Genomic DNA, 13,533 nt, shown 5'->3' on the forward strand with positions numbered 1-13,533 from the left:
ATGCATCTCATGAATTTTTTGAGAAATATACAAGGATTAAGGGGAAATAGCTCTTATATGGTTAATAGAACAGTAACTAGACTAGTTTTATAAAAAGGAGCGATCGACGATGAACGAACAAGTGCAAAGAGCTGATGAAGTATTATTTTATACAGGAACGTATTCTACAGCAGAAGAACCGAGTATTTTTCTTATCGCAGCCAATAAAGAAACCGGTCAAATGCGTGTGATGAATCAGATGGACGGCATTGGTCAACCTTCTTTTGTAGCACTGCATCCAAGTGGTGAGAAACTGTACGCAGTAAGTGAAAAAGGAGAAGGGGAACTGTTTACCTATCAAGTCGATGCCTCTACTAAACAACTTCATCTCATAGACCGGAAATCAACGGAAGGTGCGGACCCCTGTTATGTGTCTGTTGATGTAGAAGGTCGTTATGTTTTTGTAGCTAACTATTCGAGCGGAAGTGTTAATGTATTTAGATTAGATGATTCGGGTCTCCCGGTAGAAATGAGCGCGAAGATTCAGCATGTAGGGGAAGGGTTCCGTAAAGACCGCCAAGAGGGACCGCACGCTCACTCTATTCTGCCAAGTGCTAATGGTAACTTTGTTTATGTATGTGACCTTGGTTTAGACCAGCTAATTGTCTACCGTAACGAGGATGGCAAGCTCTCGACCCATTATGAATTAAAATTACCTGCCGGATCAGGGCCTAGACATCTCGTCATTCATCCGTCTGAGAAATTGGCTTATGTTGTGAATGAGCTGAATAGTACAGTTACAGCCATGACCTATAACAAAAATCGCGGGGAATTCCAAATTACGCATCATATCTCAACACGAGGAGAAATGAAGCAAGATGAGAATACAGGGGCAGATATTCGTGTATCTCCTTGCGGTCGATTCTTATATGCCTCAAATCGAGGGGATGATACGATTTCTCTTTTCCATATTAATGAGGAAACGGGAGAACTTACAGCCATAGAACAAGTATCTACAGGAGGAAAAACCCCGCGCAATTTCAATCTCCTTGAAGGAGGGCTGCTGATTGCTGCCAATCAGGGAACGAATAATCTCGTTTCTTTCCGTATAGATCGTGATACAGGCAGGCTCTCGAAAACAGGATTTGAATTAGAACTGCAGTCACCCGTTTGTATTGAGCCATTAAAATAAAAGAGCAGTCTTACGAAAAACATAAACTTTGCCTTTAGGGTGAAGTTTATGTTTTTTTATATGCTATTTTACAGATTTACGAATAGGACGAACATTCGCACGATATATTGACCTACAAGTATGTATCCTAGCGGAGGTGTGTGTCGGCAATGCCTTATATCTTAAGATATAACGTGACTACAAATGGAACGATTACGTTTACCGGGAATACACTCGGGCTTAATAAAGTAGCAAACCAAAATAATCAGGGGACGACAGGCTCAATTGGAGCATTTAGTACATTAAATACGACACTTCGAGCTGGAAACTTTCCATTAGGAACGACACTGAATTATACACTGAATGGTTCGAGAGCGGTTCTTGATATACCGAGCGGTGCATCCGTGCTGTACGCTGAATTAATCTGGTCAGGTTGTTACGATGCAGGTGGAGGAAGCGTGCTTGGTGCTATAGGGAACCCGATCTCTTTTTCAACACCTATCGGTACAACCGCCGTATCCCCTGACCCGGCAACCGCACAAAATACCGCGCCGATCCGTAGCAACTATGTGAATTCAGCCATTGTTACTGCGCTTGTGCAGGAAGGAGGGGCAGGTACATACGCAGCGGGTACAGTACCGGCTACGGTAACGGCGTCAAATAATAATGATAATTTTGCTGGCTGGACACTGGCAGTTATCTATTCAAGCCCTTTTTTACCTTCCCGAAATATTAGTTTTTATGTAGGTGCAGAAATCGTAAACCAGGCGCTAGGAAGCACAACGACGTCGATTGGCGGATTTGCTACCCCGGTAACGGGAACAGTGAATGGTCGCCTATTGGTCAGTGCAAGCGAAGGAGATCCACAGATCTTAGGAGATCAACTTAGATTCGGACCTACCGTAGCTGCGCTGGCTCCCATATCCGGTCCTAACAACCCGGTGGATAACTTTTTCTGCTCGCAGATTAATAATGATCAAGGTTTGCTTGATACTCGGGGAACGTTTGGAACACTTAACAGCCCTCCGGGAGGGGCTACGATTGGGGCAAGACAAGGCTGGGATATTACGAATGTAAATGTATCATCCTCACTAACTAACTCTCAAACGACGGCTGTGATTCAGGCTACTTCCCAGGGAGATGCTTACCTGGTGAATTCGCTTGGACTGCAGGTGGATGTGAATGCTCCATTTTTTGTATTTACGAAAAGCTCGAATGCCTCATCTGCCCTTGTAGGAAGCGCTGTTCAGTACACATTAACCGTTAGCAATACGGGTACGGCTGCTGCTTCACTCGTCTTGCTTAAAGATAATTTCCCTTCATCAGGAAGTTTTGTACCAGGTTCTCTCTTTGTGAATGGAGTAAACCAACCGGGTGCAGATCCCGTGGCAGGTGTTAATCTTGGGACAGTAAACCCAGGACAGACGCTTACGATCGCATACTCTGTACAAATCGTGGCAAGACCTCCTGGATCAGTACAATCGAATGTAGCTGAAATATCTTATAGCTTTCAAAGTTTACCTGGAGGCCCTATCTTTCAAGGTACCTCTCGATCAAACGGAAACATCGTATCCATCGGCAATCAGCCGCCAACCACACAAAATTATGCCGTGGTAACCAACGGAAACACAGCTGTTTCCGGCCAAGTTACGGGCAGCGATCCTGATGGTGATCCGTTGTCGTTCACTCTCAATTCCGTTCCTACGAGTGGAACTGCCCTAATAAATACAAATGGCACTTATACGTATACCCCGAATCCTGGATTTGCAGGAAATGATTCATTCACAGTACTTGTAAGTGATGGATTTGGAGGAACTGCTGTATCTACGGTGGCAGTGACCGTATTAAATCAGCCGCCAATCGCAAATAACCTCGATGTGACAACAAGTAAGAATACGCCATTGAGCGGTCAAGTAACCGCTACCGATCCGAATGGTGATGGGTTAATTTATAGTCTGAACACGGCTCCGGCAAACGGTACGCTTACCATAAACCCAGACGGAACTTTTGAGTATATACCGAACACAGACTATATAGGGAATGATTCCTTCACTTTCCTCGCTGCCGATCCGAATGGGGGAACAGCGATAGGGGCTGTAACGATCCACATACTCAATCGTCCGCCGATTACGCAGAATGTGAATCTTACAACACCTGCGAATGTGGCTGCATCAGGTCAGGTTACGGCCAGTGATCCAGATGGAGATCCGCTCACCTTTACACAAAACACTCCTCCTGTAAACGGTACATCACAAGTCAATCCGGATGGAACCTTTACGTATATTCCGAATCCTGGTTTTATAGGCAATGATTCTTTTACCGTGCTTGTAACGGATATTAGTGGGGGTACAGCGGTATCTACTGTAACGATTGAGGTTGTTAATCTACCGCCTGTAACAAGTAATCTTAATCTCGCAACAGGAGAGAACATCCCCGTATCAGGTCAAGTAACCGCTACGGATCCGAATAGTGACCCACTTACATTTGCTTTGACGGGGGCTCCGGCTAGTGGAACTGCAGTCGTAAACCCAGATGGTACTTTTACGTATACACCTAATCCCGGATTCGTCGGTACCGATACGTTTAACGTGGTTGTCAGTGATGGAAACGGAGGCACGGCGATCTCTGTTGTAACGATCCAGGTAACCAACCAACCACCTATTCCGCAAAATTTGACCTTAACAACGGCGGGAAATACACCGGCATCAGGTCAGGTTGTAGCAACAGACCCGAATGGAGATCCATTAACGTACAGTTTGAATTCGGCACCAACTAACGGAACGGCAGTGGTTAATGCAGATGGAACCTTTACGTATACACCAGTTGCAAATTTCTCGGGAACGGACGCTTTTACGTATCTTGTATCGGATGGGATTGGAGGCACAGCGGTAGGTAATGTGACCATTAATGTGCTGAATCAGCCACCAACCACGAGCGATGTTTCCCTTTCGACGATCCAAAATATGATGGCTACAGGCCAGGTTGTTGCCACCGACCCGAATGGAGATCCATTAACGTATACGTTGCAATCTTCACCGGTAAGTGGTACGGCAGTAGTGAATCCAGATGGTAGTTTCACCTATACGCCGAATACCGGTTTTACAGGACCTGATTCTTTTACTGTACTGGTGTCTGATGGACGCGGAGGAACAGCGGTATCTACGGTTATGATTAACGTCGTTAACCAGCCTCCAGTGGCACAAACGCAAAATTTCTCTACCGTACAAAATACAGCCTTATCTGGACAGATTATTGCAACGGATCCAGACGGGGATGCTCTTACGTATCAGCTTTCATCTCTTCCGGCGAATGGGACAGCAGTCGTAAACCCAGACGGCACGTTTACGTATACCCCAGCTACCGGATTTGTAGGAACCGATTCCTTTACTGTTCTTGTTAGTGATGGGAAGGGCGGAACGGCCGTGGGAACGGCTATTGTCAGGGTAGCGGATCAAGCGCCTATAGCACAGGATTTGGCTATAACGACGAACGTTAACACACCGGTAGCGGGTCAAATTCCGGCAACGGATCCCGATGGAGACCCACTTACGTATATATTATCTGTGCCACCTAGTAATGGAGTTGTTGTACTGAACCCGGATGGAACCTTTACGTATACACCAAATTTCAATTTCTTCGGAATTGATAACTTCGCTGTATTGGTGAGTGATGGAAAAGGGGGGACGGCTACCTCTAACGTTCAAGTGGGTGTTCCGGTTGCTGCGCCTGTTACATCAGATGTAACGCTGGATACGAACACAAACATTCCAGTATCCGGCCAGGTGGTAGCTACCGATCCGCAAGGCGAGACTCTGACCTATACGGTATCGGCTGGACCTGCGAATGGCTCTGTCGCTTTGAATTCGGCGGATGGAACCTTTACGTATACCCCGAACCCGGGGTTTGCTGGTACGGACACTTTCTCTGTGCTTGTTACAAATACAAGCGGAGTTTTCGTCACTTCGGTTGTAACCATTAACGTAGATAACCAGCCTCCGGTGGTACCCAATTATTCTTTTGACACCGTACAGAATGCCCCGGTTGGTGGTCAAATTCTAGCTACGGACCCGGATGGAAACCTGTTAACGTACTCATTAGCCATTGCACCAACACTGGGTATAGCATTGGTAAATCCGGATGGAACCTTTACGTATACGCCGAATCCGAGCGTCGTCGGGACTGACACTTTCTCTGTACTGGTTAGTGACGGAAGAGGAGGCACGGCAACTTCTGTAGTTACAGTTAACATTATTGATCAGCCTCCTGTAGCCCAGGATCTACTCCTTGCTACACCGAACGGTGTCCCTGTATCTGGTGCTGTGACGGCAACCGATCCCGATGGTGATCCGCTTATGTATACGCTGAATGCTGCCCCTGCTTTTGGCACAGCGGTTGTGAATCCAGATGGAGCGTTCACTTATACGCCAAATGCGGGCTATGTAGGAAGAGACAGTTTCACCGTGTTAGTCGATGATGGAAAAGGCGGAACGGCGATAGCAACCGTCCAGATTGATGTCACGAACAGCCCGCCTATAGCGGTAGGAACGAATGTGTTTACTACTCAAAATACACCAGTAGCTGGAGCTGTGACGGCAACAGACCCAGAGGGTGACCCACTTACATTTAGTTTACTCACACCTCCGGCAAACGGAGCTGTCACCGTAAATCCAGATGGAACGTTCACTTATACACCGAATCAAGGTTATGTAGGTCCAGATAGTTTCACTGTACTCATTAGCGATGGCCTAGGTGGAACAGCAATAGCGACGGCTACTGTTAACGTAACAGATCTCCCGCCGGTAACGTCCGATGTAAGTATTTCGACGTCTATTAATTTATCGGTATCAGGGCAAGTGACAGCAACCGATCCAGAAGGTGATCTGCTTACGTTTAGTCTTTTATTACCGCCGGTAAATGGTACGGCAGTAGTGAATCCGGATGGAACCTTTACGTATACACCAAATCCAGGTTTTGTAGGTCCGGATGCTTTTACCATACTCGTGAGTGATGGAAAAGGAGGAACGGCAGTATCAACGGTCAATGTTCAAGTAGTTAATCAGCCGCCACTTACTCAAAACTCAATCGTATCCACAGTACAGCCAATACCGGTAACAGGAGCAGTCATTGCAACGGATCCCGATGGAGACCCGCTCACGTATACAGTACAGACGCCTCCTACGAATGGAACCTTGATCTTGAACCCGGATGGAACGTTCACGTACACACCTGCGGGCGGGTTCTATGGAACCGACTTCTTCACTGTAACGGTCAGCGACGGAAGAGGAGGAACTGCAGTAGCCGCAGTTACGGTAAACGTGAATGCGAGTCCTCCTGCAGTGCAAAGTCAGAACCTTACGACAGGAGTAAATGTACCGATATCTGGTCAAATCGTTGCTGTTGATCCAAATGGGCTGCCGCTCATTTATTCTTTACAATCTCCACCTGTTAACGGAACGGTAGTAGTAAATCCAGATGGTACATTCACTTACACTCCAAATCCCGGATACAGCGGACTTGATAGCTTCACCGTACAGAGTGCTAACTCTGCAGGGGGGATAGGTGTAGGTACAATAACGCTAACGATAGTCAATCTACCGCCGACGGCTACAGGTGCTAATGTATCGACGAGTGAGAACATTCCCGTATCTGGAGCCATATCTGCAACCGATCCAGATGGAGATCCGCTTACCTTTACGATCAATTCACCTCCGACGAGTGGAACAGCGATCGTGAATCCAGACGGTACGTTTACGTATACACCGAATCCGGGATTTGTAGGCAGTGACTCGTTCACCATTTTAGTTAGTGATGGAAGCGGAGGAACAGCGATAGCTCCGGTGACCATTCAAGTGACTGGTCGGCCTCCGGTTACAGAGGATCAGGTGATTTCAACAGGTCCAAATACGCCGGTTAATGGACAGATTATTGCGTCCGATCCCGATGGAGATCCGCTCATCTATCTCCTGGGTTCTTCTCCGACGAGTGGAACGACCCTGCTGAATCCAGATGGAAGTTTTACGTATACTCCGAACGTAGGCTTTGCAGGGACGGATTCTTTTACGGTATGGGTGAGTGATGGAAATGGAGGAACTGCTGTTTCCACGGTGACCATCAATATTCCTATTCTTCCACCAATCGTAAATGACGTTACATTTACGACATTTGCAGGTAATCCAATCAGTGCTGTGTTAACTGCAGTGGACCCTGAAGGCTCGGCAGTTACTTTTACTTTGAGCATACCGCCTGAGCAAGGTGTAGTTACGGTGAATCCAGATGGAAGTTTCACGTATACACCAGGTCCAACTTTTGTGGGTACCGATAGATTCACGGTTATTGCTACGAATGCATTCGGTGCATCCTCCAATATCATTGTGACCATTCAGGTCATTACCGGAACGCCGATTGCACCAGATGTCTCACTTTCTACCCTTATCAATACTCCAGTAGACGGAATAGTAACAGCGAGCGCCCCAGATGGAGTTCTGATCTTTACGCTCTATACGTTATTGCCGGCAAACGGAACCGTCGTTATAAACCCTGACGGTACGTTTACGTATACCCCAAATCCAGGATTTATTGGAGCAGATCAATTTAGTGTCATTGTTACCGACTTATACGGTCAAAATGTGATTTCTACCGTGACAGTAACGGTAGAAGATGATATCCCTTTTGCTAATCCGGTAAGGGTAGCTACGGTTCAAGGGCAGGCGGTGAATGGAGCTGCGATCGCGACGGATCCGAATGGTCTTGCACTTATCTATTCACTAGGAACTCTTCCTGAGTTCGGTACGGTGGTTGTAAATCCAGATGGTACCTTTACGTATACGCCAAATCCTGATTTTACAGGTACAGATCGTTTTACAATCATTGCAATAAACAGCGTAGGAGAATCGGTATCGATTCCTGTCACCGCTGAGGTGAGTGCTTCCGGACCGGTAGATGGGCCGATCACAACCGACATCGGTATTGGAACAACGCAAGATCAGCCGGTATCTGGAACGATCCTTGCGAGTGATCCGGCAGGACTTCCGCTGATTTATCAGCTTGCAGGTCTCCCGAATTCAGGATCGGTAGAGCTAAATCCAGATGGAAGCTTTACTTATATTCCAAACGCAGGTTTTACAGGAACGGATACGTTTAGTGTGAGGGTCAGTGACAGCCTAGGACTCAGTGCTCTGTCCGTCGTCAGTGTTGTTGTATATCCTTCAGGCAATCCAAACTCCGTGAGTATTCAGCTTACTACGACAGTAGGAACCCCTGTAAGAGATGCGCTGCCAGCGGGTCAGGGGAATTATATTTTGCGGAGCGGTCCTTCACGGGGAAGAGTAGAATTACGACCGGATGGTACTTTTGTTTATACACCGGATGCCGGATTTACCGGAATAGATGAATTTACGATACAATTTACGGACCTGGCAGGTACGATTACTTTATTCCTTGTTTCCGTGAGAGTGACACCGAGAAGCAGCACCTTAACCCTTCAGCTTCGTACGGAAGAAAACCGACCGCTTTCAGGAAATTTAAATACGATTGGTCTCGGTCTTATTGTTACAGCACAGATCATAGATAACCCGAACAATGGAAGACTTGTACTCAATGCAAATGGAACGTATACCTATTTTCCTGATCCTGACTTTACAGGCCCAGATCAATTCACATTTATAGTAACGGATGCGCAGGAAGACATTTATACGGTCATTGTTAATGTATTTGTCTATCCGGAAGGGGAAGAATAGAAGAAGATTTCATTCGGATGTTGATAAAATAGGAACCCGGAAGAGCCTCGATTATGGAGACCTTCCGGGTTTCTTTTTTGGATTTGTCTTCCTCTTTTTTATGGGGTTCTTTTTGGAACGAAGGAGGGGGACAGATTTGTTTTTTTGTATTCTTTTTGGTTTCCTAGCGGGCTTTCTTGCGTTCGGAACGCTTATGGAATTCGGCTTAGATGAGGAAGGGGAAGACGGTTCCACCGGAGTAGTCTGTTTTGCTTCAGATTGAGAAGATTCCGCATCCTGAGAGCCGAGCATGGAAAGATGTTCCGTATAATAAATTTTTTCAATCTCACGCTCATTTTGAAAAGATAAACGCTGCTCGTTTACATACTCCGGCTCCTCCCAACTTCTTTGTCTTAGATAGGTAAGCCCTTCGGGGGAGATGTCTTCTTTAATAACAACAAGCTGGTACATGATTTGGTAGGCCACATTAAGCTGGCTTTGTCTTAACAGACTGAGCTCCAGAGGATCGTACGCGCTGTAGATGGGGAAATAAAAAAACTCCAGGTGTAATAGCCGAAAGTCCATCCTGATCTCCTGCTCCGCTTCGGCAAGGGACCAAGATGTATCTTGACGAAAGAGATACTCTTCCTGATCTACATAATAATGAGGGTCCTGCGTCCAGTAACGAGGAGAATGCTCGTTGAAAAATTGTTTGAAATGAGGGTTTGTCATGTGTGCTGTCACATGCGCATAAGGCGCTATAATGCATACAATAGCACCATGTTTACATACACGATATATCTCTTCAAGAACAGGCTGTAAATGATGAACATACTGTAAACTATGGGAAGCCATGATATAGCTGACCGAATTGTCTTCGAACGGCAGAGGCTCGTTCATATCATGTATGATATCCACCGCATCGTAAGGAAAGCGGTCAATACCTATACATCCAGGCAATTTACGATTGCCGCAACCTAGATCAATTCTCATAATAAACCTTCTTTCTTCGTCCCCCTCACTGTATCCATACACTGCCTCCAAGCACTACCTCTTATAGCTGTATTCGGGAAGTGCCGCCGATGTATAAGCATTCATCCAGACAAACGACCCATTCTTACGAGCAGGTATTTTATTTTCCGTATTTCCATCTCACAGCAGAAAGTGTCATTAAATTAAGGAGAGAGACCTATATAAGGAATAATTAGATTAGAATATAATATGAACCACAATATAAAGCGCTTACATTCATTGATATTGTTACCACAATCCTAATAAGCCTTGGAGGGATACGTAGTGAACAGGAAAATGAGAAAAGGTGTACGGAAATTAGGGATTTGCATTTTAGCAGCAGCGATATGTTATTCAGCAGGTGGCTTTTCTGGACAAGCTCATGCCGCAAATCCAAGACAGATGGAATACCTGGACCGAGGTGTAGTTGCAGTAAAGACAGATACGGGGGTATTTGTGAGCTGGAGGTTACTTGGCACAGAAGGATCTGGCGTAACGTTTAATGTTTACCGAGATGGTGTGAAGGTGAATGCAACACCGATTATGAACAGTACGAATCTTCAGGATGCCGCAGGTACAACCAGTTCAAAGTATACAGTTAGGGCTGTCGTTAATGGAGCGGAGCAAGCTGCTTCTTCTGCCGTAAGCGTATGGGGAGCGAATTATTTATCGGTTCCGCTGAGTAAACCGGCAGCCGGAACAACACCAGACGGTGTAAGTTATACGTATAGCGCAAACGATGCGAGTGCAGGGGATCTAGATGGGGACGGTACATATGAGCTTATTGTGAAGTGGGACCCTTCTAACTCCAAAGATAATTCCCAAAGCGGTTATACAGGGGAAGTGTTCATTGATGCTTATAAGCTGGATGGAACCCGTTTATGGCGGATTGGACTTGGCAAAAATATTCGGGCAGGTGCGCATTACACTCAGTTCATGGTATACGATTTGGACGGGGATGGAAAAGCAGAGGTTGCCATGAAAACAGCGGACGGCAGCAAAGATGGTACCGGTGCTGTGATTGGCGATGGAACGAAAGATTATCGTAATAGCAGCGGGTACATTTTGACCGGACCTGAGTACCTAACGATCTTTAATGGACTGACGGGAAAGGTTCTAACAACAGTAAACTATGACCCTCCTCGAGGTACAGTAAGCAGCTGGGGAGATAACTATGGAAACCGGGTTGATCGCTTCTTGGCGGGAATTGCCTATCTTGACGGGGAGAGACCAAGTCTCGTTATGGCTCGCGGTTACTATACCCGTTCTGTCCTGGTTGCCTATGATTATCGTAATGGGCAATTAACGAAACGCTGGACTTTTGATACAAATACTTCAGGCAACAGTGCGTATGCAGGGCAAGGGAATCATAGTCTTAGTGTAGGAGACGTCGATAATGATGGAAAAGACGAGATTATCTATGGTGCAATGGCCGTGGATGATAATGGAACGGGACTCTATACGACGAAGCTTGGACATGGCGATGCCATGCATTTTAGCGACCTGGATCCAGATCGTGCTGGAATGGAAGTATTCCAGGTACATGAGACCCCTTCTGCTACAGCCGGGATTGAATTTCGTGATGCGAGAACAGGCGCGTTAATCTGGGGAATCCCGACAAGTGCTGATATCGGACGAGGAATGGCTGCAGATGTCGATCCAAGATATAAAGGGGCAGAGGTATGGGCTGCAGGATCCATGTATACTGCAAAAGGACAGCTGATCAGCAGCAAACTGCCTTCTACGAATTTTGGGATCTGGTGGGATGGAGATCTCAGTCGTGAATTGTTAGATAATAACCGGATCGATAAATGGAATTATGATACTTCTACAGTAACAAATCTGCTCACTGCATCGGGGGCGGCCAGTAATAATAGCACGAAAGCTACACCAGCACTGCAAGCAGATCTACTCGGAGACTGGCGGGAAGAAGCCGTGTGGCGGACAACCGACAGTTCTGCACTCCGAATCTATACAACCACCGCTCTAACAGAAACCAGGATTTATACGCTGATGCATGATCCTGTATATCGTCTTGGCATCGCATGGCAAAATGTGGCCTACAATCAGCCGCCTCATACTAGTTTTTATCTCGGCACAGGGATGAATACTCCTCCAACACCGAATATACGATTGACGGCAGCTCCTTAAGTCAGGCAACCCAGATCTTGTTATCATGAAGAAGTGAATCATATCTGCATTCGTTTAGAAGACCGCATACATGCGGTCTTCTTTTTGCCATGAGCTTTGATCGCTTTATCTAGCGGATAAAGTGTAATTATTTGTAAAAAAGAGAGGGGTTAACAAATAGCGACTATAACTGTTAAAAAATGTTTGACAGCCGCGTTCAGCCTCATTACAATGTACATAACATACTAAACAGGTAGGAATAAATGTTAATGCGAAACCTACCATACGGACGAGGAACGTAAGGCAGTATAGATCCGGCAGACACGTACATTCTAAGGCGGTTTGACCTTGATCTATAGGCTTTCGTTCCTCCATTTTTTATATCTCATACTTAATAGCTGAGGCGAAGGGGAGATTTTAGATGAAAAAGGGGATACGCAAAGGTCTTACGATCAGTATGGCATTATTATTAACGGCTTCGCTGGCAGCCTGCGGCGTAGATAATACACAATCTGCAGGCGGTGGAAGTGCTGGAAACAAATCGGGAGCCATTGAATTGTTAAACGTTTCTTATGACCCAACACGTGAACTCTATGATCAGTATAACAAAGCTTTTTCCGCTTATTATGAGCAGGAGAAAGGGCAGAAAGTGACGGTAAAACAATCCCACGGAGGATCAGGGAAGCAGAGCCGTTCTGTTATTGATGGATTGGATGCCGATGTAGTTACCCTTGCCCTCGGATACGATATCAGTGCAATAGAAGAAAAAGGCCTCATTGAAGAAGGCTGGCAGGAGAAATTCGAACATAACAGTGCTCCTTATACATCAACTATTGTATTTCTTGTGCGTAAAGGCAATCCCAAAGGGATTAAAGATTGGGATGATCTGATCAAGGGCGATACAGAGGTGATTACACCGAATCCCCAAACATCCGGCGGCGCAAGATGGAACTATCTGGCGGCATGGGGTTATGCACTGCAAAAGAACAATAATGACGAGACCAAAGCAAAAGAGTTCGTAGCTGAACTGTTCAAACATACACCGGTTCTTGATACAGGCGCACGCGGTTCAACTACCACATTTGTAGAGCGTGAGATTGGAGATGTGCTGCTGGCTTGGGAGAATGAAGCTCAGTTGTCTGTAAAAGAACTGGGACCAGACAAATTTGATATCGTTTATCCTTCTGTCAGTATTCTGGCAGAGCCGCCTGTTGCTGTTGTTGATAAGAATGTAGAGAAAAAAGGTACACGAGAAGTAGCGGAAGCTTATCTTACTTACCTGTACAGTGAAGAAGGGCAAAAAATCGCAGCAGACAATTACTATCGTCCCACACTGGATGTTGTAGTCGAACAGTATAAAGATGCATTCCCTGAGATCGAGCTGTTCACACTTCAGGATGTCTTTGGCACATGGAAAGAAACACAGGAGAAACATTTCAGTGAAGGCGGTATTTTCGAACAAATCTACACACCAGGCAGCTAAAGCTTTGGCACGGCTGACCGGAAAAAAACCGGAGGCATGAAGGG

Annotated in this window: 5 protein-coding genes; 4 read left to right on the forward strand and 1 reads right to left on the reverse strand. The window is 46.0% G+C overall.

Features of this window, described 5'->3' with window-relative positions; genetic code table 11:
* Window positions 1-109 precede the first annotated feature (109 nt).
* On the forward strand, window positions 110-1,171 hold the full coding sequence (locus H9647_RS11715; protein ID WP_225229240.1) for a lactonase family protein: 1,062 nt from the start codon (window positions 110-112) through the stop codon (window positions 1,169-1,171).
* A 149-nt stretch (window positions 1,172-1,320) separates the two neighbouring features.
* On the forward strand, window positions 1,321-8,886 hold the full coding sequence (locus H9647_RS11720; RefSeq protein ID WP_191800047.1) for an Ig-like domain-containing protein: 7,566 nt from the start codon (window positions 1,321-1,323) through the stop codon (window positions 8,884-8,886).
* Between the two features lie 51 nt (window positions 8,887-8,937).
* On the opposite strand, the gene H9647_RS11725 is transcribed toward H9647_RS11720, so the two are convergent.
* Complete coding sequence (locus H9647_RS11725; protein ID WP_318245299.1) at window positions 8,938-9,900, reverse strand: class I SAM-dependent methyltransferase; 963 nt, start codon at window positions 9,898-9,900, stop codon at window positions 8,938-8,940.
* A gap of 273 nt (window positions 9,901-10,173) precedes the next feature.
* Between H9647_RS11725 and H9647_RS11730 the strand changes: the two genes are divergently transcribed.
* The gene (locus H9647_RS11730) at window positions 10,174-12,027 is read left to right on the forward strand and encodes a rhamnogalacturonan lyase (RefSeq protein WP_191800342.1); all 1,854 of its coding nucleotides are present in this window, start codon (window positions 10,174-10,176) and stop codon (window positions 12,025-12,027) included.
* 400 nt (window positions 12,028-12,427) lie between these two features.
* Complete coding sequence (locus H9647_RS11735) at window positions 12,428-13,489, forward strand: sulfate ABC transporter substrate-binding protein (protein WP_191800051.1); 1,062 nt, start codon at window positions 12,428-12,430, stop codon at window positions 13,487-13,489.
* The last annotated feature ends 44 nt before the right edge of the window (window positions 13,490-13,533 follow it).

It is taken from the genome of Paenibacillus gallinarum (assembly GCF_014836635.1).
Classification (GTDB): Bacteria; Bacillota; Bacilli; order Paenibacillales; family Paenibacillaceae; genus Paenibacillus; species Paenibacillus gallinarum.

What these genes read in the sequence shown, in the direction of transcription:
- H9647_RS11715 (WP_225229240.1), top strand. Translation starts at nt 110, where the DNA reads ATGAACGAACAAGTGCAAAGAGCTGATGAAGTATTATTTTATACAGGA.
- H9647_RS11720 (WP_191800047.1), top strand. Translation starts at nt 1,321, where the DNA reads ATGCCTTATATCTTAAGATATAACGTGACTACAAATGGAACGATTACG.
- H9647_RS11730 (WP_191800342.1), top strand. Translation starts at nt 10,174, where the DNA reads ATGAGAAAAGGTGTACGGAAATTAGGGATTTGCATTTTAGCAGCAGCG.
- H9647_RS11735 (WP_191800051.1), top strand. Translation starts at nt 12,428, where the DNA reads ATGAAAAAGGGGATACGCAAAGGTCTTACGATCAGTATGGCATTATTA.